We start from the raw sequence: 24884 nt of genomic DNA, 5'->3' as shown, positions 1-24884 counted from the left end.
GGAAAGATATGCTACGTAAATTTTTTTCTTACTATAAACCGTACAAAGGTTTATTCGTACTCGATTTTTCCTGTGCAGTTATCGCAGGTTTACTCGAACTTGGTTTCCCGCTTATCGTAAATCAATTTATTGATAAGTTATTACCAGGACAAAACTGGACGCTTATTTTATGGGCTTGTTTCGGTTTGTTCGTAGTTTATGTGTTAAATGCAGGTTTGCAATATGTCGTTACATATTGGGGACATATGCTTGGGGTTAACATTGAAACAGATATGAGGCAGAAATTGTTTGATCACATTCAAAAGCTATCATTCAGATTTTTTGATAATAATAAAACAGGTCATTTAATTTCACGTCTTACAAACGATTTAATGGAAATTGGGGAAATTGCTCACCATGGACCAGAAGATTTATTCATTGCCATTATGACTTTAGTTGGAGCATTTTCATTTATGATGATGATTAACTGGAAGTTAGCACTTCTAACATTCTTCGTAATCCCGTTCTTATTATGGTTGGCACTTTACTTCAATAAAAAAATGACAGGTACGTTTAGACGTTTATTCTCAGACGTTGCTGATTTCAATGCATGTATCGAGAACAATGTAGGTGGTATCCGCGTTGTACAAGCATTCGGAAATGAAAAGTTTGAGAAAGAGCAATTTGCTGTAAATAATGCTCGTTTCCGTACAACAAAATTAATGGCGTATAAAATTATGGCGTTAAATTCATCGATTAGTTATATGCTGATGCGTCTTGTAACACTCTTTGTATTAATATGTGGTACATGGTTTGTTCTGCAAGGTGAATTAACGTACGGTGGATTTATTGGATTCGTTTTATTAACGAATATTTTCTTCCGCCCAATTGAAAAAATTAATGCGGTTATTGAAAGTTATCCGAAAGGAATCGCTGGTTTTAAAAGATATGTAGAACTTCTGGAAACAGAGCCGGATATTGTAGATTCTAAAGATGCAATAGAAGTTAAACATGTACACGGCGATATTCAATACAATAACATCACGTTCGGATATGAAAATAAAGAGCCGATTTTAAACGATATTAGTTTGAAAATACATGCAGGTGAAACAGTTGCTTTCGTTGGACCATCAGGGGCAGGGAAAACAACACTATGTAGTTTATTACCTCGTTTTTATGAACAATCATCTGGATCAATTCAAATTGATGGCATTGACACCAAAGAGATGACGTTATCTTCACTTCGTAAGCAAATCGGAATTGTACAGCAAGATGTTTTCTTATTCTCAGGAACAATTCGTGAAAATATCGCTTACGGAAACTTAAAAGCTTCAGAATCTGAAATTTGGCAGGCGGTAAAACGTGCTCAGCTAGAGGACTTAATTTACTCGCAACCAGACGGTTTAGATACAGTTATTGGTGAGCGTGGTGTGAAACTTTCAGGAGGACAAAAGCAGCGCTTAGCAATTGCCCGTATGTTCTTGAAGAACCCGCCAATTTTAATTTTAGATGAAGCAACTTCTGCGCTAGATACAGAGACAGAACTTGCTATCCAAAAATCACTTGCAGAACTATCTGTTGGCCGTACAACATTAGTTATCGCTCACAGGCTTGCAACTATTAAAAATGCAGATCGCATCGTCGTTGTAAATAAAGACGGTATTGCAGAACAAGGTTCACATGAGGAACTAATTAAACGAGGCGAGGGTTACAGCCGATTGTATGAGGCGCAGTTTAGTTCGTAAATATAATTTCTGCTGAATTAGTGCACCATAAGTAAGTGGAAATCTTATACGGGAGGCTATCAATCATGATTGTAACAACAACTTCTACAATTCAAGGAAAAGAGATTATTGATTATATCGATATCGTCAATGGCGAAGCAATTATGGGGGCGAATATCGTGCGTGACCTTTTCGCTTCTGTCCGCGACGTTGTCGGTGGTCGCGCAGGCGCTTACGAAAGTAAATTAAAAGAAGCGCGCGACATTGCAATGGAAGAGATGAAAACTCTCGCAAGACAAAAAAATGCGAACGCCATTGTTGGTATCGACGTGGACTACGAAGTAGTTCGCGAAGGAATGCTAATGGTTGCGGTGAGCGGGACTGCTGTCCGTATATAAAGTGAAACTTTAATCAGTGGGGGGTTCATCCCCCACTGATTATTAGTTGAACCAATCGGGCGTTTACGGGCAGTTGATCTCCCACCTAATTTCTTTGCTCAAGCCGAATTTTGAGGTGGGAGTCTTACTGCCCGTTAATGCGGGATAAAGTGAAAAGCCGTGCTGGTGCACGGCTTTTTGTTGTTATTGTGTCTAACATGATAGGTAGGGTGATATTCTATGTCGAAGCCTCGATATTTCTTGGGAAATGTGGAAGGTCCCGTCGATATATGGGGAAGACATTAGAGCGCTTCTTTACACTGCCGAATTCGAACTAATAATTTTTCGTATTCTTGTTCGAGAAATGTGATGTCATCATGCTGATTTGGGATAGAAATCCGGCTGATGATTTCTGTTAATTTTGTTTGTAATCGTAATAATTCTTGTTCAGTAACGTTTACAGAAGCTTGGGTGGTTCTTTTTGTGTATTGCTCGTAATTGCCGTGGAATATTCTTGGTTCGCTCTCATCTACTTGTAGAATATGGTTTGCAACAGAACGAATAAAGGCACGGTCATGGCTAATGAAAAGTATTGTACCAGGATACTCCTGTAACATGCTTTCTAATTCTTCTTGCGTTGCCAAGTCTAAATAGTTTGTCGGTTCGTCGAGCAGAAGCATATTATAGTTTCCTAAAAATACTTTTGCGAGTGCAACCTTCATGCGTTCTCCACCACTTAAGATGTGCACAGGTTTATGAACATCTTCACGGCGGAATAGGAGCCGTGCAAGTATTGTTCGAACGAACGATTCTGTATAGTTTGTTTCTTCTAGAACGTTTTCTAAAATTGTTTTATCTGTTTTTAAAATAGATAATGTTTGTTCAAAGTATCCAATTTTACAACTTTTCGAAAGCTGAATGCCACGCTCGTTCGCGAGAAGCATTTTGAACAAAGTTGTTTTTCCGCTTCCGTTTGCCCCTAAAATAGCAAGCTTTGCCCCAGGGACAATTGTTCCATTCATATTTTTAAATAATGTGCGATCCCCTATTTTCTTCGTTGTTTTATTAAACTGAACAACTGCTTTACTATGAATTGGTGTGTGGTATTGTACGTCAAACTGAGCTTGAGAAAAGTCCTTCGGTTTTTCTTTCTGTTCCAACTTTTCAAGGCGTGTTTCTAGTGCTTGCGCTACTTTGCTAACATTTTCTTGCCCATGAGCCCCGCTGCACTTATAAAGTTTAGATTCAGATGAACTGAACCGTGTTGGGATTTTTGTCATGCTAGAAGCACGTTGCTTTCTTTGTGAAATTGACTGTTCTAACCGATTTTTTTCTTGTATATATTGATCATATTCTGCCTGCTTTTGTATTCGCTCACGTTCTTTTTGCTTTCGATAGTTTGAATAATTACCTTTATATTCTTGAATAGTACCGTCTTCAACTTCGATGATTTTTGTACATATGGCATCTAAAAGATCACGATCATGCGATATTAAAACAAGTGCACCTTTATAAGATAAAAGTGCCTTTTCTAATTGCTCTGTACCGAACATATCTAAGTGACTTGTTGGCTCATCAGCAAATAGAATGCCTGCATTTTGTTCGAGGGCATGGGCGATCTTTAGGCGCATTCGTTCACCGCCGCTCATTGAATTTGCGACGTTTGAAATATTCCATTTGCCCTTAGCGAGGGAAGAAGCGGTTTCTGGTATCCCCTCGCTAAGCTGTGGAATGATGCTGATAGAACTATGATGAGTTACTGTGCCTTTGTCAGCTTCTATTTCTTTACTTAATATTTGTAATAACGTAGATTTTCCAGCTCCGTTGACTCCGACAATTCCTATACGATCGTTTGCTTGAATTTCTAGTGATGGTAACGTAAATATGGTGCGATCACCAAAGCTCTTTTCGATATTACGTGCGATTAAAATAGTCATAAAAAAACCTCCCTAGTTTCACTAGAGAGGATAAATGTCGCCCTTCAATGTAAAAATCGTACATAAATAAACGATTTTTTACATGATCGTATCGAAAGAAAGTATCGACAAATGGACAGACTAATCCTCTGCTAGTTTTCATCATTTTTGTTCACTATTTGTGATGGATGAAATAAATAAGAGAATTAGAACTTCATTGGTCAAAGTACCTTCCTTTCATAATATTACTTTTATTGTATGCGCATACAAATGGATTTGTCAAACTTATTTCTGTGTGCTATTTTTGAATTTATTATTATACAATTGTGCTTTTGCCAGTGCCTCAGCATCGTTCTTGATTTCATCTAGTCCATTCGCATCCCCAATAATATACCCTTCAAATGATGAACCAACAAAATCAAAGATATATTGAAACTGGGCGATAAGCGGCAATGCTTTCAGTTTTGGACTGTCTCCGCCAACGATGACAACGTACATTTTTTTGCCTTTCATTTTTTCTTTGAAATGAAGAGATTTATTACGCAAGCTTTGTGACCAGCGATCAACGAAGTTCTTCATGTGGCCGCTCATTCCGTACCAGTATAGCGGTGTAGCGAAGATAATCGTGTCGTGCTCTAGCATGCGTTTGGTTAACTGCTCGTAGTCATCATTTACAGGTTGAAATCCTTCTACATCATGGCGCTGATCTATGATTGGGTGGACGATATGATCACGCAAGTAAATTTGTTCTGTTTCAATCCCATCAATCACCATATGTGTTAAAGCTTCCGTATTTCCGTTTTGTCTTGAACTGCCATGTATAACAAACATGTAATCATCCCTTTTCTTTTGCTTGTTTTAGGAGTGAAACGTGTTTTTGTAAATTCGTTTGAATGTTGGAAAGTAATGTGATTTGCTTCGTTACCTCATCAAGTTTGTCTTCGTAAAGTGCAAGGATACTACTACACGGATTTTCGTAAAGATGTGGCTCGATTTCAAGGCAACGTAGCATTCGTTCTGTTTCTTCTAAATTTAAGCCGATTTGCAAGTACATTTGAATCAGCTCTACTTTTTCGATTGCACTTTCATCAAAATCACGGTAGCCATTTGCTAGGCGTTTCGAAGGGAGTAATCCCCTTTCTTCATAATGTCTTAGTGCCCTTTCGCTAACCCCAGTTTCTTTTGATAACTCTCCAATTCGCAATGCGTTTCACTCCTTTTACATGTATTGTAAACCTTCACACTAATGTGAAGGTCAACTCTGTTTTTTCGCAAAAGAATCTACGTGTTTTAAAAAGACTTGAATAGCTTTAGACGGGATAAAATATTTGCCGCGCACGATGGAGAATGGACGGATTAGCTCTTCGTTCGGAACAGGGATGTGGAATAGTTCTTTTGCTAATAGTTCTTTTCGAACAGTCCAATCTGAAAGGATGGCGATGCCAAGACCGGCTGCAACGGCTTCCTTCACGCTTTGAATACTGCTAAATGTAAAGAAGCGTTTCATTTTTAAATGATGTTGGTGTATAAATCGATCGCTATAGGCACGTGTGCCAGAGCCGCTCTCCCTTAATACCCAGACTTGGTCTTGCAATGCATTTTCGTTAATCCCCTTGATATGGAGCAATGGGTGGTTTGGCGGGACGACGAGTTTCATTTCATCTTGCATAAAAGTTTCAACATCTACGTCAGCGTATACGACTTGGCCTTCCACTAAGCCGATATCAATTTGATTAGAGCGGAGGCTTTGCAAAACTTCTTCCGTATTGGAGATAAATGTATGAACTTCGACGTGTGCATTTTCATTGGCAAAGCGCGCAAGTATTTTTGGAAGTAAGTATTCGCCAATTGTAAAGCTAGCGCCGATGCGAAGTGTTCCTGTTACGACGTTATGCAGCGCATTAATTTCCTGTTTTGCATCTTCATAAAGTGAGAGCATCTGCTTTGCGTGTATGTATAATATGTTTCCAGCTTCCGTAACTTGGACGTGCTTTGGGGAGCGCTGAATAAGTGTAGTCCCAAATTCATTTTCCAGGTTGCGAATGTGCATACTAACGCCAGGTTGTGAAAGGTTTAATAGTTCCGCAGCACGCGAAAAATGTTTTTGTTCAACGACAGTAACAAAGATCTTTAAAATGTCGACGTTCATTTGTTAGGCCCCTTTATTTTTGCTTTTATTTTATCATAAGTATTTCTGATGATAGGTATTCAATATTGATATTAAACTTATTATTAAAACTCTCTTATAATGTAACTAGAAAGAACATGCATGTTCCAATACGATTATTGGGGTGGTACAAAGTGGAACAAACACTTGTTATACAAAAGAAGAAGGGCTTTGGATTTTCGCAAGGTATTGGGATTACGTTATTAATCGCAATCGCCGCGAAATATTTAGCAGAGCTTCCATTTTTAAATATTATGGGACAATTAGTAATCGCTATTCTAATCGGGATGGTTTGGCGCGCGGCAATCGGGATTCCTCAAGAAGCGATAGCGGGAACGAACTTTGCGAGTAAGAAGTTGCTACGCTTTGGGATCATCTTACTCGGAATGAGGTTAAATCTTGTAGATATTGCGAAGGCGGGGCCGAAAGTATTGGTCATCGCAGCGGTTGTTATTACATTTACAATTTTCGTTGTATATGGACTAACGAAAGTATTTAAAGTAGAACAGAAACTTGGAATTTTAACAGCATGTGGGACGGCAATTTGCGGAGCTGCAGCGGTCGTGGCAATTGCACCGCAAGTGAAAGCGAAAGATGAAGAAACAGCAGTCGGGGCAGCGATTATTGCAATTTTAGGTACAATATTTACACTTATTTATACGCTATTATACCCAGTGCTTGGCTTCTCACCCTACGGTTACGGGGTGTTCTCAGGGGCGACGCTGCACGAAATCGCTCACGTTATCGCGGCTGCGGCGCCAGGCGGTAGCACGGCTGTAGACATCGCGGTTATTGTGAAGTTAACGCGCGTAGCGATGCTTGTGCCAGTAGCGATTTTAATTGGATTATGGTTTGGTAAGAGCGAGGACAGCAAGGAAAAAAGATCGTGGCGCGACCTTCCGATTCCTTGGTTCATCTTCGGATTTTTAGCAATGAGTGCGGTGCATTCGATTGGGATTATCCCAGAAGTTGTTGCCGGATATATTGTAGTAATTGCGTACATGCTTATTGCAATGGCAATGGCAGGGCTCGGTTTAAATGTAGAGTTTAAAACGTTCCGCAAATTAGGAAGCAGAGCATTTGTGGCAGGGTTGATTGGCTCGGTTTGTTTATCTGTTCTTGGGTACGTTCTTGTGTATGCGTTAGGATTTATGTAGCAAAAAAAGAGGCATCTTATAGATGTCTCTTTTTTTTACCTTTTTTTGTAAAGATATCTTTACTTGGATTTGGAAAATATTTATAATTAAAGTAAAGATATCTTTACTTTCGAAGGTGGAGCCTATGGGTGTGAAAAATAAAATTAAAGAATTGCGAAAACAACATCATATAACGCAAATTGAAATGGCAAAGGCGATGCAAGTGACCCGGCAGACAATCGTGGCGATTGAGAACCACCACTATAACCCAAGTCTAGAGTTATCCCTAAAAATCGCCAAATATTTTGGAATGAAGGTAGAGGAAATATTTACGCTGGAGTAAGGGGAGAGAAAATGAACGATACTAAAAAATTGTATATCGCTACGGTCTTAGGATTATGTGGAGGGGGACGTTTTAGTTCGGATTATGGACCCATCCATACCGATGTTATCGCTTATAGTTAGTAACATTTTAGCAATTGTATTTCTGATATTGTATACGAATTACAAAAAGCGGAAGTACAAAAAAGAAGGACTTCCAGATATAGATGAGCGGGTAAATGAAAATATAAAAAAGTATGTAAATGCCTCATGTATATTCGCATTTCTTTTGCTTATTGTTTATATTGTTGCAAGCAAAGCGATAGGGCGAATTACTATACCCATTCCAGAAATATTCATTGTATGTAGTTTCTTATTTGCTGGTAGTCTCATCATAGGAGTAATGGCGGGAAAACGAGCATAACGATAGGAGGAATGAAAATGCAAGATGAGTTTGAGAGATTTCAGTCGGATAAAGCGTTTAAATATTTAGGGTTGTTTTTAACAATGAGTTTAGCGGTATGGAGTTTGTATAATTTAATTGTTTATGGAAATGCGGGCATGCCGTTTGTTTTATTTGTATTAGGACAGTTTGTTTATTTCTTTGTGAACTATTGGCCGAAATGGAAATATAGAAATCAAAAAGAGGCTGATCATGTATGAGTAAGCAAGATATTATACGGTTCATAGGAAGTTTGTTTTTAGCGGGTCTTGTTTTAAATGTGAGTTTAATGATTTTAAGTATTTCGTGGGGAACGATCTTCATATCGAATGTAGCACTAGTCATTTTATATGGCATTTCGGAATATAGAGAACAGAAGCGTTTGAAAGAAGAGAGAGTACCGTCAATTGATGAGCGAGTTGTGAACAATATGAAGTCATATTTTACGATTTGTATTACAAGCTGCGTTTTTTTGTTCATTATGTATCTTTGTGTAAATAAGTATTTAGATAGGCAAGTAGTACATGTAAATGAGTTATTATATATTGCTATTTTTGGTTTATTAATAAGTATGGCATCGACGAGTGTGTTAGCAACAAGGAATAGATAGAAAAAGGGGAACTGGGATGGGATTACCGGTATTATGTGTCGCTACGGCTATTTTTGCTTTGTTTTGGGGAATACAAAACTTCTCTCGTAATCCAGTGCCAAGTGTATGTATTATGATTGGTGCTGTAGGTTTATCATACTATTTATTAATTTTAGCGCATTATCATAAAACAGCAACAAGTGTTGTTGTAGGGGCAATTATTTTATTTTGTGGTCGTGCTATACAAAAGGGGTTATTTCCATAAAAGCTGTTTATACAAAAGGTATAAACAGCTTTTTGTATTTTTTTTACAAACTACTTGAAAGTTACGTTACGTCATCTTTTATAATGAAGGAGAAGAGGTGATGGAGTTGATTTCAATTCAAGAACTAACGAGGGAAACAGGGGTTACAGTAAGGACGTTACGTTATTATGATCAAATTGATTTATTAAAGCCGAGTGGGAAAACTGATGGAGGACATCGGTTATATAGCGAGAGAGATGTTGTTCGTTTGCAGCAAATTTTATTTTTAAAAGAAATGGGTTTTTCATTAAAAGAGATTACGAATATGTTAATAACGGATGAGCTCAATTTAAAAGTATCGCTTGAAAAGCAACTTAGATTTGTACAGGAAGAACAGAAAAAATTTAATCGAATGGAACGTATTTTACAGGCAGTTGTTTATTCAGTAGATGTGGAGGGAGAACTGGATTGGAAAGTTATGTTTGAACTCATTCAGCTTTCGAAACAGTCTCCGCGAATACGTGAGATGTTTCAAAATGAAGTTTTTTCTAAGGGAGAACAAAAGTTGCTTCATAATTTGCCGAACATGAGTGAAGAAGATCCGAATGTTTTAGAATGGGTAAATTTATTAAAGCAACTACGTAACTTTATGAAAGACGGTAAGGAAGCATCATGTGATGAAGTACAAGGCGCAACAAAGAAATTAATGCAGAAGTGTTTAGAGATGGCAAATGGTGATGAAGCATTTTTAGATAAACTGTGGGAAGTAAGAAAGTCAAAAGAAGATTCACAGAAAATGAGTATGTATCCAATTGAGGAAGAGCTTCTAGTATATATGGATGAGGCTTTTCGTATATATGATGAAAGGGAGAGGGATAAATGAGTATACTCGCAGAATATCGTTGGTATTTTTTAATTGGGGCAGAGATTGTATTTTGGTTATCAGCTATTGGATTCTTTTTACTAAGGTATGGATTTCACTTGAAAAAGGCGAGCTTTATTATGGGGATTGTGCTACTCATAAATGAAGTGTTTATTTTAACTTTAGGGGTATTGGACTATTATCAAACAGGGAAGTTCTCTAATTTTCAAATCATTACGGTAATCATTTTATTATATGCAGTTTTTTATGGGAAAAAGGATTTGAAGAAATTAGACATATATGCACAAAAATTAGTTGCGAAGTGGCGGAATGAACCGGCGCCTATTATCGAAGAACCACTTGAAGTAACAGGGATGGCGCATGCGAAGCAGGAAATAAAAAATTGGATTTTACATCTTATTTTGTTTATTGCGGTTCATATATTCTTTTTCTTCATGTATGGGCTTATTCCAGTAGAACAGTGGGGGAATTGGTTAGAGTCAGGAATTGTTTTAAATAAAACAGCAAGCCGTGTAAGCCAAGTATGGGCTATTATTCTTTTAGTGGATACTGCGATTTCATTTTCATATGTTATTTTTCCGAAGAAGGAGAAAGGAAACAAGAAGCTACTTTCATAGAGGAAAGTAGCTTTTTTCTAGTATACCAATAGTTTGTATAGGAGAGGATAACAATAGGAAAAAGAACAGGTTTTATATGCTTATTTCTCTTTAGTTTAGTAGCATGTTCACAACCTAACAGTGCAATCGATAAGAAGAATGATGTCGTTGCAAAGGGGGCAGAAATTTCTAATCTAGATAAATTCGAGAAGTTCGTTTGGAATGTGGAACAAGGGGAAGTTGATAAAATAAGAATTGTACAGTATACACATGAAGGTGACCCGATTTTTCAAACGTTAGAGCATAGTGAGAAAGATATACTGTATGTGTTAGATAATAGACAAGATCAATTTGCTGGTGACCATAAAGGGTTACATAAAGATAGTTGTAAAAGGATTGTTAAAGAGCAACGTGAGTCAGAAACGGCATATAGGTTAATAGATTGTACGAATGAAAATGGGCGCAATGGATATGACTTATTATATGTACTTGAAAAATAGAGTTAGTAGAGGAAGGAAGTATTTATTCCTTCCTTTTTCTATATATAACTTGTCGAAAACTTTACCGAATATCTGTTCGTTTTTTTAGGTTTTTTATGGGCATTCGTGGTAAAATAATAATACAGATTTTTATGAGGAGGTCGGTTTTTAGTTGGAACATCCATTTGAAATTATCTCAGAGTATTCCCCGCAAGGTGATCAGCCGGGAGCGATAGAGAAGCTTGTAGAGGGAATTAATAGTGGAAAGAAAAAGCAAGTGTTGCTTGGAGCGACAGGAACGGGTAAGACATTTACGATTTCAAATGTCATTAAAGAAGTGCAGAAACCAACACTTGTAATGGCTCATAATAAAACGTTAGCAGGACAGTTATATAGTGAGCTGAAAGATTTCTTTCCTAACAATTCTGTGGAGTATTTTGTTAGTTATTACGATTATTATCAGCCGGAAGCGTACGTACCACATACGGATACGTTTATTGAAAAAGATGCGCAAATTAACGATGAAATTGATAAATTACGCCACTCGGCAACGTCTTCTTTATTTGAAAGAGATGATGTTATTATCGTTGCGAGTGTTTCGTGCATATACGGTTTAGGTTCTCCGGAAGAATACCGCGAGTTAGTTGTTTCGCTTCGAGTTGGTATGGAAAAGGACCGCAATCAATTGCTTCGTGAACTTGTTGATGTACAGTATGGACGTAATGATATTGATTTTAAGCGTGGTACATTCCGTGTGCGCGGAGATGTAGTTGAAATCTTCCCCGCATCACTTGATGAGCATTGTATTCGAATTGAATTTTTTGGGGATGAAATAGATCGTATTCGAGAAGTAAATGCATTAACGGGTGAAGTATTAGCAGAACGTGATCATGTAGCAATCTTCCCGGCATCTCACTTCGTTACACGTGAAGAAAAGCTGAAGGTCGCTATTGAAAATATTGAAAAAGAATTAGAAGAGCGTTTAAAAGAATTAAATGATAACGGTAAGTTGTTAGAGGCGCAGCGCATAGAACAGCGAACGCGTTATGATTTAGAAATGATGCGCGAGATGGGCTTTTGTTCAGGGATTGAAAACTATTCCCGTCATTTAACACTTCGTCCAGCAGGCTCAACGCCGTATACGCTTTTAGATTATTTTCCAGAGGATTTCTTAATCGTTATGGATGAGTCGCACGTATCGGTTCCGCAAGTAAGAGCGATGTATAACGGGGACCAAGCACGTAAGCAAGTGCTTGTTGATCATGGATTCCGTCTGCCATCAGCTTTAGATAATAGACCGCTCACGTTTGATGAGTTTGAAGAGAAAACGAATCAAGTTATTTACGTTTCGGCAACGCCAGGACCGTACGAGTTAGAGCAGTCACCGAAAGCAATAGAACAAATTATTCGTCCAACAGGGCTTTTAGATCCACCAATTGATATACGACCAATTGAAGGACAAATAGATGATTTATTAGGAGAAATCCATGACCGGATTGCGAAAAATGAACGTGTATTAATTACGACTTTAACGAAGAAAATGTCAGAGGATTTAACGGACTATTTAAAAGATGTAGGAATTAAAGTGAATTATCTTCACTCTGAAATTAAAACATTAGAGCGTATTGAAATTATCCGTGATCTTCGCCTTGGTAAGTTTGATGTACTTGTCGGTATTAACTTATTACGAGAAGGATTAGATATTCCAGAAGTATCACTTGTAGCTATTTTAGATGCTGATAAGGAAGGGTTCCTACGTTCAGAGCGTTCATTAATTCAAACAATTGGTCGTGCGGCGCGTAATGCAAACGGCCGCGTTATTATGTACGCAGATCGCATAACGAGATCGATGGGAATTGCAATTGAAGAAACACAGCGTCGTCGTAGTATACAAGAAGCTTACAATGAAAAGCATGGTATTACGCCGAAAACGATTCAAAAAGGAGTACGTGACGTTATTCGTGCGACAACAGCAGCTGAGGATACGGAAATATATGAAGCAACACCAGCTAAGAAGATGACGAAAAAAGAACGTGAAAATACAATTGCGAAGATGGAAGCAGAGATGAAAGAAGCAGCAAAGGCATTAGATTTCGAGCGTGCAGCTGAATTAAGAGATTTACTATTAGAATTAAAAGCGGAAGGGTGAAAAGAGTGAGTAAAGATTTTATTGTTGTAAAAGGTGCTAGAGCGCATAATTTAAAAAATATTGACGTAACCATTCCGAGAAATCAGCTTGTTGTTGTGACGGGATTGTCTGGTTCGGGGAAATCATCGTTAGCATTCGATACGATTTATGCAGAAGGGCAGCGTAGATACGTGGAATCTTTATCTGCGTATGCGCGCCAGTTTTTAGGGCAAATGGATAAGCCGGATGTTGATATGATTGAAGGTTTATCTCCAGCGATTTCAATTGATCAAAAAACGACGAGTCGTAATCCTCGTTCAACGGTTGGAACGGTAACGGAGATTTATGATTATTTACGTTTATTATTTGCACGAATTGGTACGCCGATTTGTCCGAATCATGGAATTGAAATTACATCACAAACAGTGGAACAGATGGTAGACCGTGTTCTTGAATATCCTGAACGTACGAAGTTGCAAGTGCTAGCGCCTATCGTGTCAGGGCGTAAAGGTGCGCATGCGAAAGTATTAGAAGATATTAAGAAGCAAGGTTATGTTCGTGTGCGCGTTGATGGAGAGATGCTGGATGTATCGGAAGAGATTACTTTAGAAAAAAATAAGAAGCATTCAATTGAAGTTGTTATTGACCGTATTGTTGTGAAAGAAGGAATTGCAAGCCGACTTGCAGATTCACTAGAAAGTGCTTTAAAGCTTGGCGGGGGCCGAGTTTTAATCGATGTAATGGGAGAGGAAGAACTTCTATTTAGTGAACATCATGCTTGTCCACATTGTGGTTTTTCAATCGGAGAATTAGAGCCGCGTATGTTCTCGTTTAATAGTCCGTTCGGCGCGTGTCCTTCTTGTGATGGACTTGGATCGAAGTTAGAGGTAGATTTAGAACTTGTTATTCCGAACTGGGATGTATCATTAAATGAACATGCGATTGCTCCTTGGGAACCGACAAGTTCACAATATTACCCGCAATTATTAAAATCCGTGTGTAATCATTACGGCATCGATATGGATATGCCGGTGAAAGATATACCGAAGGATTTATTTGATAAAGTGTTGTACGGAAGCAGGGAAGAGAAGCTTTATTTCCGCTATGTGAATGAATTTGGTCAAGTAAAGGAAAATGAGATTTTATTTGAAGGTGTTATTCCGAATATTGAGCGTCGTTATCGTGAGACGAGTTCTGATTATATTCGTGAGCAAATGGAGAAATATATGGCAGAGCAAGCTTGTCCGAAGTGTAAAGGTGGACGCTTAAAGCCTGAGAGTTTAGCTGTTTTCGTTGGTGATAAAACGATTGCCGATGTAACGAAATATTCTGTTCAAGAAGTACAGGAGTTCTTCTCAACTGTTGAGTTAACGGAGAAACAACAAAAAATTGCTCATTTAATTTTAAGAGAAATTCAGGAACGTGTCGGGTTCTTAGTGAACGTCGGTTTAGATTATTTAACGTTAAGTCGTGCCGCAGGAACTTTATCAGGTGGTGAGGCGCAGCGTATTCGTTTAGCGACACAAATTGGTTCTCGCCTTACTGGCGTACTTTACATTCTTGATGAGCCTTCTATCGGTTTGCATCAGCGTGATAATGATCGTCTTATTCGTACATTGCAGGAAATGCGTGATTTAGGAAATACGTTAATTGTTGTTGAGCATGATGAAGATACAATGATGGCTGCTGATTATTTACTTGATATCGGACCTGGTGCAGGTATTCATGGTGGTCAAGTTGTATCAGCAGGTACACCAGCTGAAGTTATGCAAGACGAGAATTCATTAACTGGGAAATATTTAAGCGGTAAAGAGTTTATTCCGGTACCACTTGAAAGACGTAAAGGTGACGGACGTAAAGTGGAGATTGTCGGTGCGAAAGAAAATAACTTAAAGAATGCGAAAATGTCATTCCCCCTAGGAACATTTGTAGCAGTAACAGGCGTATCTGGCTCTGGAAAAAGTACGATAATTAATGAAGTACTATACAAATCATTAGCTCAAAAGCTATATAAAGCGAAAGCAAAGCCAGGGGCTCATAAAGAAATTAAAGGTCTTGAGCAGTTAGATAAAGTTATTGATATTGATCAATCACCAATCGGGCGTACACCACGTTCAAATCCGGCGACATACACTGGCGTATTTGATGATATTCGTGATGTATTTGCGCACACGAATGAAGCGAAAGTACGTGGTTATCAAAAAGGACGTTTCAGCTTTAACGTAAAAGGCGGCCGTTGTGAAGCGTGCCGCGGTGATGGAATTATTAAAATCGAAATGCATTTCTTACCAGACGTGTATGTTCCATGTGAAGTTTGTCACGGTAAACGTTACAACCGTGAAACGTTAGAAGTGAAATATAAAGATAAGAATATTTCTGAAGTGTTAGGGATGACAATTGAAGATGGGGTAGAGTTCTTTGCTAATATCCCGAAAATTAAGCGTAAACTTCAAACGCTTGTAGATGTAGGGCTTGGTTATATGAAATTAGGACAACCAGCTACGACGTTATCAGGTGGTGAGGCGCAGCGTGTGAAATTAGCTTCTGAATTACATCGTCGTTCTACAGGGCGTACGTTATACATTTTAGATGAGCCAACGACTGGCTTACATGCACATGATATTGCACGCCTTCTAGAAGTGTTGCAACGTCTTGTTGAGAGTGGTGAGACGGTACTTGTAATTGAGCATAATTTAGATGTTATTAAAACAGCTGATTATATTATTGACCTTGGACCAGAAGGCGGAGACAAAGGCGGACAAATTGTTGCTTCGGGAACGCCAGAGCAAGTGGTGAAAGAAGAGCGCTCTTATACAGGTAAGTATTTAAAAGAGATTTTAGATCGTGATAAAGCAAGAATGAAAGAGAAAATAAAAGAAGTAGAGTTATCACAATAAGTTGTTAATAAAAACCGAGTGGGAATTGCACTCGGTTTTTATTTCACTAAGGGAAACTGGTAAGAATGTTAGTAGGTATACAAGTATAAAGAATAGAATAAATTGGTATAAGTGTTTGCATGTTACTTGCGTTTATTATCTATTAGCGTATGATGAAATATATATATTAAAAGGATGTGTAAGGAAATGAGATGGATTGTATCACTTCTTGTAAATAGCGTTGTGTTAATCGCTGTATCCGGACTTTTAAAAGGGGTTGCACCAGACGCATTTTACATAGCAAATATACAAACTGCAATTATTGCGAGTATTATATTGGCGATTTTAAACGTATTTGTAAAGCCGCTTTTAATTTTAATTACGCTACCGATTACTCTTGTAACTTTCGGTTTCTTCTTAATTGTTATTAATGCGATTACGTTAAAGATGACGGATTCGTTATTAGGGGACGCCTTTAATATATCTGGATTTGGTGTAGCGATTGTTGCGGCAATTTGTATTTCTATTTTTAATATGATAATTGAAAAAGTAATTGTTGAACCATTACATGAAAAAAAGAGGAAATGACAAAAAGAAAAACATTTCATGACTCATATGAAATGTTTTTTTCTATTTATTAGAAACCGAGTTTCTTGTTTCCAGAAAAAAATGGTACAATATCCGATAGAATGGAATTTTACATCAAATGAGACTGAACCCGCAGCGGAGTGGAGGTTTATACATATGCCGAAAGTAAGGACAAAAGATTTAATTGAACAATTTCAATTGGAGTTAGTAAGTGGTGAAGAAGGGATTCATCGTCCGATTGATACGAGTGATTTATCGCGACCTGGAATTGAAATGGCAGGATTTTTTACATATTATCCAGCTGATCGCGTGCAGCTTCTTGGGAAAACGGAGCTTACGTTCTTTGATACGTTAACGACAGAGCAAAAGCAAGAGAGAATGAAAGCGCTTTGTACTGAGGAGACGCCTTGTATTATTGTAACTCGTAATCAAGATGTACCGGATGAGTTATTACAAGCATCACGTGAATCAGGCGTGCCTTTATTACGTTCTGCTCAAACGACGACGAGATTATCAAGTCGTTTAACAAACTATTTAGAAGGTAAGTTAGCGCCAACAACAGCTGTTCATGGTGTGCTAGTAGATATTTATGGTGTTGGTGTTTTAATTACAGGTCAAAGTGGTGTCGGGAAAAGTGAGACAGCGCTTGAACTTGTAAAGCGTGGTCACCGCCTTGTTGCGGATGATAGCGTAGAAATTCGTCAAGAAGATGAAGATACATTAGTAGGGAGCTCACCTGATTTAATTGAGCACTTATTAGAAATTCGTGGTCTAGGTATCATTAACGTAATGACGTTATTCGGTGCAGGGGCAGTACGAAATTATAAACGTATTACACTTGTTATTAATCTTGAAATTTGGGATCAAAAGAAAAATTATGATCGCTTAGGTCTTGATGAAGAGAAGATGAAGATTATTGATACAGAACTTACGAAGATTACACTTCCAGTTCGTCCTGGTCGAAACTTGGCTGTTATTATTGAAGTAGCAGCGATGAACTTCAGATTAAAACGTATGGGAGTCAATGCGGCACAACAGTTCTCTGAACGATTAATGAGTGCGATTGAGTTAGGAAGTCAAGAGTAGACTCTGGAGAGGGAGGTCATATATATGCTGTTAGGTTCTGTACCACAGCTTGACCGTATAGCAGTCCAACTTGGGCCGTTCCCTGTTTATTGGTATGGGGTTATTATCGGTACAGGTGTGCTATTAGGTCTTTGGCTAGCAACTCGCGAGGGAGAAAGGCTTGGTATTCACAAAGATACATTTATCGACCTTGTATTAATCGCAGTACCAATTGCCATTCTTTTTGCGAGAATGTATTATGTCATTTTTGAATGGGAATATTATTCGCAAAATCCGAGTCAAATTATTAATATTCGTCAAGGTGGTTTGGCGATTCATGGTGGTTTAATCGGGGCTGTTATTACAGGAATCCTTTTTGCGAAACGACGCGGGCTTTCATTCTGGAAGTTAGCGGATATTGCTGCGCCGAGTATTTTACTAGGACAAGCAATTGGCCGATGGGGAAACTTTATGAACCAAGAGGCGCATGGTGATGAAGTAACGAGACAGTTTTTAGAAGGTCTTCATTTACCAGATTTCATTATTAATCAAATGTACATTGATGGTGTGTATTATCACCCAACGTTTTTATATGAATCATTATGGAACTTTGCAGGTGTTATTTTACTACTCGCGTTACGAAAAGTGAATTTACGCCGTGGTGAATTATTCTTCACATATTTAATTTGGTATTCAGTGGGACGCTTCTTCGTAGAAGGTTTGCGTACAGATAGTTTAATGTTAGGACCACTTCGTATTGCACAAGTAATGTCTATTGGAATTGTTGTTATTTCTATCATTTTCATTATTGTGAGACGAAAAATGGGGCAAGCTGATAAAAGATATTTAGAAAATTAGAGAAAAGTAGCATCTTATAGAAGATGCTGCTTCTTTCATATTCAGGTAATGAAAGGATTAAGGACGATGAAAATAAATACAGTGTTATTTGATTTAGATGGAACGTTAATTAATACAAATGAACTTATTATCTCTTCTTTTTTACATACGTTAAATCACTATTATTCTAATCAGTATAAGCGTGAAGATGTATTGCCATTTATCGGTCCATCTTTGCATGATACTTTTAGTAAAATTGATGCAAGTAAGGTTGAAGAGATGATTACATGTTATCGTCAATTTAATCATGAGCATCATGATGAATTAGTGGAAGAGTATGAAACTGTATATGAAACGGTTCAAGAATTGAAGAAGCAAGGTTATAAGATCGGCATCGTTACAACGAAAGCGAGACAGACGGTTGAAATGGGATTAAAGCTTTCGAAACTTGATCAGTTTTTTGATGTTGTCGTGACGATTGATGATGTGGAACATGTGAAACCACATCCAGAACCACTTCAAAAAGCATTGAAATTATTAGATGCAAAGCCAGAAGAAACATTGATGGTTGGTGATAATCATCATGATATCGTCGGTGGACAAAATGCAGGTACGAAAACAGTAGCGGTTTCATGGACATTGAAAGGTAGAGCGTATTTAGAAGCGTATAAACCAGATTATGTGCTAGATAAAATGAGTGATTTACTACCGATTTTGTCCCGCATTAACGGGTAGTAAGATTCCTGCCGGTTAAAGTGTCACTTTTATATAAGTAGAGGAGAGAGTTCAGTGCGACGGACAACGCGCTATCCTGTTTCAGGAGAAAATTCATTGTGGAATGTGTATAAAACAGTTTCTTTTTGGAAGGTAATGAAAAATTTTATTATCATCCAAATCGCACGTTACACGCCATTTTTATCCGTAAAGAATTGGTTATATCGCACGTTTTTACGGATGGAAGTAGGAAAGAAAACGTCGTTTGCACTTATGGTAATGCCAGATATTATGTTTCCAGAAAAGATTACTGTGGGAGAAAATTCAATTATCGGCTATAATACAACGCTTTTAGCGCATGAATATTTAATTCGTGAGTATCGACTTGGAGAAATCGTCATAGGGAATGAAGTTATGATTGGAGCGAATACGACAATTTTACCAGGTGTGACAATTGGAGATGGAGCTATCGTTTCTGCAGGCACACTTGTCCATAAAGATGTACCAGGCGGCGCTTTCGTAGGCGGAAATCCGATGCGTATTATTTATACGAAAGAGGAAATGGCCACTAGAGAAGGTTGATGTTAAAAATGTAACATTTCCCTTCTCTTTTTATGAATAAAAAGGAAATAATTGATTATAATATACTGTTTTGTTTTTTACGGAATCGTTTATACTTATAGATAGAAGAATGTGTGAACGAAGAAAACAAAAAACTGGAGGATATATGGGGAAAAATCAAAGAATATATAAGGAGAACGGACAAGTTATCTCTTTTAATCAGTTAGCGGACTTCTTTTATAAAAAAGGGATGAGGGCTTATAAAGGGCAAAAATTGCAAGATGCAATTAAATATTTTCGAAGAGCAGCACAAAGCGAGAAGGAGCCGTTTATTTTATGCCAACTAGCAATAGCATTATCTGAATCTGGTGAATATCAAGAGTCGAATCAGATATTTCTAAAGCTTGTTAGATCCAATCCTGAACTTGAGCAATGCTATTATTTTATTTCAAATAATTATGCATATATGGGCTTGTTTCAACAGGCGAAGAAGTATGCAGAGCGATATTTAGAAGTTGCGGAAGAGAAGGAATTTGTAGAAGATACATTAGAATTGCTTGAGATTATGGAAGAAGATGCAATGGGTGCGGAAGAGATTGAGGATGAAGATGAGCTAATTGTTATGCAAGAAGAAGCGAACCGCTACATTCGTAACGGACAATTAGAAGAGGCGATTGCTACACTAGAAGTTGTTACGAAAGAATATCCAGAATTTTGGTCAGGACATAATAATTTAGCGATTGCACATTTTCAATCAGGTAATGTAGATCAAGCGCTTAAGTTAACAGAAATGATTTTAGAGAAAAATCCTGGTAATATGCATGCGCTTTGTAATACGCTTATTTTTCTATATTCAATTGGAGAGCATAAGCAAGTAGAGTCATTAGCGGGGCAGTTAGTATCGGTATATCCAATTTCATTTGAGCATCGTTTGAAACTTGGAACAACGCTTGCAACAATTGGTCATTTTGAACCTGCATATAAATGGTTCAAAGTATTAAAGCGTCAAGGGTACGAAGGAGACGTCAGTTTTTATTACTGGTTTGCATACTCTGCGTATATGGTGAAGGAACAGCAAGTAGCTGAAAAAATGTGGCAACATGTTGTAGAATTGCATCCTGATAAAAAAGGAAAAGAACCGTGGAATGCACTGAATTTAGCAGATGAAGGACAAAATCTTTTATTTGAAGAGTTACGAAAATCATTTCAGCAAAGTACGACGCTAGAAGAGAAAATGCTAGCTTTATATTTAATGAATGAATTGTCAACACCAGAGAAGGTTGGATTCTTCTTTGATGTAACGCAAGCGAAAAATGGTGTTCCAATCGTATCGCAACTTGCAAAATATTTCTTTTTACTTAATAGTCATAAAAGCATCCCAGCTGATTTACAGCAATTTGAACAGTGCGTACGAATCGCGGATGCATTATACAATTATACGAAAAAAGATGATGAATTAATCGAAGAGTGTTTAAATTTTTGGTTTTGCACGTTCATACGTTTATATACATCTGGAGCGACTTTTACAAATGTGTACGGTTGGTCAGCGGCAATTGAATACATTGTGCGCGGCGAACAAAGAAATAAGATGACACAGGCAGAGCTTGGTGATGTATATAATGTATCTGTAGCGACTGTACGAAAGTATGTGCAGGCTGTTAAGCGCACGCACACGTAGGGTAGGCAAATCATTGGGAAAAAAATGATGCTAACAGTATAATGAGGGTAACTTAATGTGTATGAATGGGAGTGAATAGTGTGTCAGAAGAAAAAATTTATGATGTCATTATTATTGGTGCAGGACCAGCTGGTATGACAGCTGCGGTATATACATCTCGTGCGAATTTAAGCACACTGATGCTTGAGCGTGGTATTCCAGGTGGACAAATGGCAAATACAGAAGATGTAGAGAACTATCCAGGTTATGAGTCTATTTTAGGACCAGACTTATCAAATAAAATGTTTGAGCATGCGAAGAAATTTGGTGCTGAATATGCATACGGTGATGTAAAAGCAATCATCGATGGTAAAGAGTACAAAACAATTATTGCTGGTAAAAAAGAATATAAAGCACGTGCAATTATCGTTGCAAGCGGTGCAGAGTATAAAAAAATTGGTGTGCCAGGTGAAACAGAACTTGGCGGCCGCGGTGTATCGTATTGTGCAGTATGTGATGGTGCATTCTTTAAAGGGAAAGAACTTGTTGTTATTGGCGGCGGAGATTCTGCTGTTGAAGAGGGTGTGTTCTTAACACGCTTCGCATCAAAAGTAACGATCGTTCACCGTCGTGACACTCTTCGTGCACAGAAAATTTTACAAGATCGTGCTTTCCAAAATGAGAAAGTAGATTTCATTTGGAATCACACTATAAAAGAAATTAACGACGCAAATGGTAAAGTAGGAAGCGTAACACTTGTAGATGTAAACAGCGGAGAAGAACAAGAAGTTAAAACTGACGGCGTTTTCATATACATCGGTATGTTACCACTATCAAAACCGTTTGTTGAGCTAGGTATTACAAATGAAAATGGTTATGTTGAAACGAACGAGCGTATGGAAACGAAAGTTCCTGGTATTTTCGCAGCTGGTGATGTTCGTGAAAAAATGCTTCGTCAAATTGTAACTGCAACAGGTGATGGTAGTATTGCAGCGCAGAGTGCACAGCATTATATAGAAGAGTTAGTAGAAGAATTAAAAACTGTAACAGAAAAATAAGGGGTAATATACCTTTTGAGAAGAAAGCTACCGATAGGAGCTTTCTTTTTTTTGTGAAAATGTCAAAGTTTTGTCAAAAACAATTAGGATTATAAGATTTCTTATTGATATACTGGACTTTACGGAAAAAATCACTATAAGAAATGAGGAATTTATTCAGTATGGAATGGCGTAATATATATCGTGGATTTTGTATGGGCGTTAGTGATTTAATTCCTGGTGTGAGCGGCGGAACAATCGCTGTTGTGTTAGGGATTTATGAACAATTGCTCGCAGCAATTAGCGGATTCTTTAGTCGTGAATGGAAAAAACATTTAGCGTTTTTAATCCCACTTGCAGCTGGTGTAGCGGCGGCTTTTCTAACGTTAAGTCACGTTATTAAATATTTATTAGCAAATCATTATGAACCGACTCAATTTTTCTTCCTCGGTTTAATTATTAGTATATTACCGATGTTAATGAGAGAAGCTGATGCAAAGGCAACATTTAAAGGTAGTCATATTGCCTTATTAATAATTGCAGCAATTCTTGTTGCAATAACAGCATTCTTTAAACCAGATAAGGCAGCTGATCCGATTACGACGTTAACAATTTTAAATGCAATTGGTTTATTTTTCGCAGGATGGATGGCTAGTATGGCTATGCTTCTTCCTGGAATTAGTGGATCGTTTATTTTATTAATTATTGGTGTGTATCCAACAGCAATTAACGCTTTAACTACACTCAATTTACCGTTAATCGTGGTTATCGGTGCCGGCGTGATGGCCGGATTTGTTGTAAGTAGTAAAGGAATTAGTTATTTGTTAGATCGTTATAAAAGTATGACATTTGCGGCAATTATTGGGCTCGTTATCGGGTCGATTGTCATTGTGTTCCCTGGCATTCCGACTGGTGGCATTTCAATTGTAAGTTCAATTATTACTTTTATTTTAGGATTTGCGGTTGTTACTTATTTCGGTAAGAAATAAGTGTTTTAATCCCCTTAACGATAAAAATCGTTAAGGGGATTTTTATGTGCTATTCATGGGAAGTAAGGTATTTTGATTGCTTGTTATAGAAAGAATTTTTACAATTGCTTAGCGAAAGGGGACTGGCACCTTCGTTGTAGCAAACTGTTTTTGATAGTATAATGAAATGAGTATGCAGTGAGAAATTTTGCTGCAAGTAGCTGAGGTGAAGAAACATGCAAAGAGTGACAAACTGTGTGTTAATTAGAGATAATGAAGTACTCTTACTCCAAAAACCTCGCCGGAATTGGTGGGTTGCACCGGGCGGGAAAATGGAGCGTGGTGAGACAGTAAGAGATTCCGTTGTTCGCGAGTATCGTGAAGAAACAGGTATTTATTTAAAGAATCCAGCATTAAAAGGGGTCTTCACTTTTGTCATCCAAGAAGGTGATAAAGTTGTTTCTGAATGGATGATGTTCTCCTTTTTAGCAACAGATTTTGCAGGAGAAAACAAATTAGAGAGCGAAGAAGGCATCATTGGTTGGCATACATTTGATAAAATTGATGATTTAGCAATGGCACCAGGAGATTATCACATTATTGATTATTTAATTAAAGGGAATGGTATAATCTACGGTACATTTGTATATACCCCAGATTTTGAGTTGCTTTCATATCGATTAGATCCGAGTTAAACCTGCAAGGAGAGGATACGATGACAGAGAATAATGATATAAAAATGGTAATTATTACAGGGATGTCTGGAGCTGGAAAGACGGTAGCGTTACAAAGTTTCGAAGATTTAGGATATTTTTGTGTAGATAATTTACCACCGATGTTATTGCCGAAGTTTATTGAACTTATGGCAGATTCAAAAGGTAAAATGAATAAAGTGGCACTCGGTATTGATTTACGTGGCCGAGAGTTTTTTGAATATTTATGGGGAGCGCTTGATGATTTATCAGAACGTACATGGATTATTCCTCATATTTTATTTTTAGATGCGAAAGATAGCACACTTGTAACTCGTTATAAAGAAACGAGACGTTCGCATCCACTTGCGCCAACTGGCTTGCCGTTAAAGGGAATTGAAGCTGAGCGTGGTTTATTAACTGATATGAAGGCAAGAGCGAATATTGTGCTTGATACATCTGATTTGAAACCGAAAGAATTACGAGAAAAAATTGTTCACTTATTCTCAACAGAAACTGAGCAAGCATTTCGTGTAAATGTTATGTCATTTGGATTTAAGTACGGAATTCCAATTGATGCTGATTTAGTATTTGATGTTCGTTTTTTACCAAATCCATATTATATTCCACATATGAAGCCATTAACAGGACTGGATGAAGAAGTTTCGTCGTATGTGTTGAAATTTAATGAAACACATAAGTTTTTAGAGAAATTGACGGATCTTATCACTTTCATGCTGCCTCATTATAAAAGAGAAGGTAAGAGTCAACTTGTAATTGCGATTGGATGTACAGGTGGGCAACATCGTTCTGTTACGCTTACAGAGTACCTTGGGAAACATTTGAAACCAGAGTATAGCGTTCATGTATCTCATCGTGATGTGGAGAAGAGAAAGGGCCATTAAGGG

General features: G+C 37.7%; 26 protein-coding genes and 1 pseudogene. 23 read left to right on the top strand and 4 right to left on the bottom strand.

The genetic code is table 11. The features are described from left to right. Positions 1–8: 8 nt before the first annotated feature. Together DN408_RS05635 and DN408_RS05630 are read left to right on the top strand one after the other, a co-directional pair. Positions 9–1724, top strand: coding sequence for an ABC transporter ATP-binding protein (locus DN408_RS05635; RefSeq protein WP_002034767.1), 1716 nt, complete (start codon positions 9–11; stop codon positions 1722–1724). Positions 1725–1789: 65 nt separating this feature from the next. Further along, positions 1790–2101 carry a YbjQ family protein gene (locus tag DN408_RS05630; protein WP_002112849.1) on the top strand — a complete coding sequence of 104 codons (312 nt, stop codon included), beginning with the start codon at positions 1790–1792 and terminating at the stop codon, positions 2099–2101. A 281-nt stretch (positions 2102–2382) separates the two neighbouring features. Here the strand turns inward: DN408_RS05630 and abc-f are convergent, their stop codons facing one another. From abc-f to DN408_RS05610, 4 genes are all read right to left on the bottom strand, one after another. Then, the gene (gene abc-f / locus DN408_RS05625) at positions 2383–4017 is read right to left on the bottom strand and encodes a ribosomal protection-like ABC-F family protein (RefSeq protein WP_147739988.1); all 1635 of its coding nucleotides are present in this window, start codon (positions 4015–4017) and stop codon (positions 2383–2385) included. A 264-nt stretch (positions 4018–4281) separates the two neighbouring features. Further along, a complete protein-coding gene (locus DN408_RS05620; RefSeq protein WP_002016115.1) occupies positions 4282–4827 on the bottom strand; it encodes a flavodoxin family protein in 546 nt (181 codons plus the stop codon). Positions 4828–4831: 4 nt separating this feature from the next. Further along, complete coding sequence (locus DN408_RS05615) at positions 4832–5200, bottom strand: MerR family transcriptional regulator (protein ID WP_078177899.1); 369 nt, start codon at positions 5198–5200, stop codon at positions 4832–4834. A 51-nt stretch (positions 5201–5251) separates the two neighbouring features. After that, complete coding sequence (locus DN408_RS05610) at positions 5252–6145, bottom strand: LysR family transcriptional regulator (RefSeq protein WP_002034705.1); 894 nt, start codon at positions 6143–6145, stop codon at positions 5252–5254. A 152-nt stretch (positions 6146–6297) separates the two neighbouring features. Between DN408_RS05610 and DN408_RS05605 the strand changes: the two genes are divergently transcribed. The 21 genes and pseudogenes from DN408_RS05605 (at position 6298) to rapZ (ending at position 24881) form a co-directional block, all read left to right on the top strand. Next, positions 6298–7320, top strand: a complete 1023-nt coding sequence (locus DN408_RS05605; RefSeq protein WP_002167391.1) for a YeiH family protein — start codon at positions 6298–6300, stop codon at positions 7318–7320. A gap of 124 nt (positions 7321–7444) precedes the next feature. Further along, positions 7445–7642, top strand: a complete 198-nt coding sequence (locus tag DN408_RS05600; RefSeq protein WP_002016109.1) for a helix-turn-helix transcriptional regulator — start codon at positions 7445–7447, stop codon at positions 7640–7642. Between the two features lie 11 nt (positions 7643–7653). Continuing rightward, positions 7654–8044 (top strand): annotated as a pseudogene (locus tag DN408_RS05595) (hypothetical protein). A gap of 17 nt (positions 8045–8061) precedes the next feature. Continuing rightward, positions 8062–8283 (top strand): hypothetical protein, encoded by a 222-nt coding sequence (locus DN408_RS05590; protein ID WP_002089582.1) that lies wholly within the window; start codon positions 8062–8064, stop codon positions 8281–8283. Continuing rightward, positions 8280–8672, top strand: a complete 393-nt coding sequence (locus tag DN408_RS05585; RefSeq protein ID WP_002129904.1) for a hypothetical protein — start codon at positions 8280–8282, stop codon at positions 8670–8672. The genes DN408_RS05590 and DN408_RS05585 overlap by 4 nt, the downstream gene beginning before the upstream one ends. A gap of 16 nt (positions 8673–8688) precedes the next feature. Then, positions 8689–8916 (top strand): hypothetical protein, encoded by a 228-nt coding sequence (locus tag DN408_RS05580; protein WP_002034710.1) that lies wholly within the window; start codon positions 8689–8691, stop codon positions 8914–8916. A gap of 100 nt (positions 8917–9016) precedes the next feature. Next, entirely contained in the window at positions 9017–9778 is a 762-nt protein-coding gene (locus DN408_RS05575) for a MerR family transcriptional regulator (protein ID WP_002129901.1), read from the top strand. After that, positions 9775–10395, top strand: coding sequence for a hypothetical protein (locus tag DN408_RS05570; RefSeq protein WP_147739987.1), 621 nt, complete (start codon positions 9775–9777; stop codon positions 10393–10395). Before DN408_RS05575 ends, DN408_RS05570 begins: the two co-directional genes overlap by 4 nt. Before the next feature lie 47 nt (positions 10396–10442). Then, positions 10443–10874, top strand: coding sequence for a DUF4362 domain-containing protein (locus tag DN408_RS05565; RefSeq protein ID WP_078204975.1), 432 nt, complete (start codon positions 10443–10445; stop codon positions 10872–10874). 151 nt (positions 10875–11025) lie between these two features. After that, entirely contained in the window at positions 11026–13002 is a 1977-nt protein-coding gene (gene uvrB, locus DN408_RS05560) for an excinuclease ABC subunit B (protein ID WP_002016097.1), read from the top strand. Positions 13003–13007: 5 nt separating this feature from the next. After that, the gene (gene uvrA / locus DN408_RS05555) at positions 13008–15878 is read left to right on the top strand and encodes an excinuclease ABC subunit UvrA (protein WP_147739986.1); all 2871 of its coding nucleotides are present in this window, start codon (positions 13008–13010) and stop codon (positions 15876–15878) included. Between the two features lie 186 nt (positions 15879–16064). Continuing rightward, positions 16065–16445, top strand: coding sequence for a phage holin family protein (locus DN408_RS05550; RefSeq protein WP_002089574.1), 381 nt, complete (start codon positions 16065–16067; stop codon positions 16443–16445). A gap of 156 nt (positions 16446–16601) precedes the next feature. Further along, positions 16602–17531, top strand: coding sequence for an HPr(Ser) kinase/phosphatase (hprK, locus tag DN408_RS05545; RefSeq protein ID WP_002198873.1), 930 nt, complete (start codon positions 16602–16604; stop codon positions 17529–17531). A 24-nt stretch (positions 17532–17555) separates the two neighbouring features. Next, entirely contained in the window at positions 17556–18368 is an 813-nt protein-coding gene (gene lgt / locus DN408_RS05540) for a prolipoprotein diacylglyceryl transferase (RefSeq protein WP_002034719.1), read from the top strand. A gap of 66 nt (positions 18369–18434) precedes the next feature. Continuing rightward, complete coding sequence (gene ppaX, locus DN408_RS05535; RefSeq protein ID WP_002089567.1) at positions 18435–19082, top strand: pyrophosphatase PpaX; 648 nt, start codon at positions 18435–18437, stop codon at positions 19080–19082. A 54-nt stretch (positions 19083–19136) separates the two neighbouring features. Then, positions 19137–19643: an acyltransferase gene (locus DN408_RS05530; protein ID WP_002129892.1), complete on the top strand. Its 507-nt coding sequence runs from the start codon at positions 19137–19139 to the stop codon at positions 19641–19643. Positions 19644–19788: 145 nt separating this feature from the next. Further along, complete coding sequence (locus DN408_RS05525) at positions 19789–21300, top strand: tetratricopeptide repeat protein (protein ID WP_002129890.1); 1512 nt, start codon at positions 19789–19791, stop codon at positions 21298–21300. Between the two features lie 80 nt (positions 21301–21380). Beyond that, positions 21381–22337, top strand: a complete 957-nt coding sequence (gene trxB / locus DN408_RS05520; protein ID WP_002089563.1) for a thioredoxin-disulfide reductase — start codon at positions 21381–21383, stop codon at positions 22335–22337. Between the two features lie 161 nt (positions 22338–22498). Further along, on the top strand, positions 22499–23305 hold the full coding sequence (locus DN408_RS05515; RefSeq protein WP_002016085.1) for a DUF368 domain-containing protein: 807 nt from the start codon (positions 22499–22501) through the stop codon (positions 23303–23305). Positions 23306–23520: 215 nt separating this feature from the next. Continuing rightward, positions 23521–23979, top strand: a complete 459-nt coding sequence (locus DN408_RS05510; RefSeq protein ID WP_001190080.1) for an NUDIX hydrolase — start codon at positions 23521–23523, stop codon at positions 23977–23979. Positions 23980–23999: 20 nt separating this feature from the next. Beyond that, positions 24000–24881, top strand: coding sequence for an RNase adapter RapZ (gene rapZ, locus DN408_RS05505; RefSeq protein ID WP_002016084.1), 882 nt, complete (start codon positions 24000–24002; stop codon positions 24879–24881). Positions 24882–24884 lie beyond the last annotated feature (3 nt).

Origin of the sequence: Bacillus sp. AR13-1 (assembly GCF_008042285.1) — a bacterium.
Taxonomy (GTDB): Bacteria; Bacillota; Bacilli; order Bacillales; family Bacillaceae_G; genus Bacillus_A; species Bacillus_A mycoides.
This window is presented reverse-complemented; position numbering and strand designations above follow the sequence as displayed.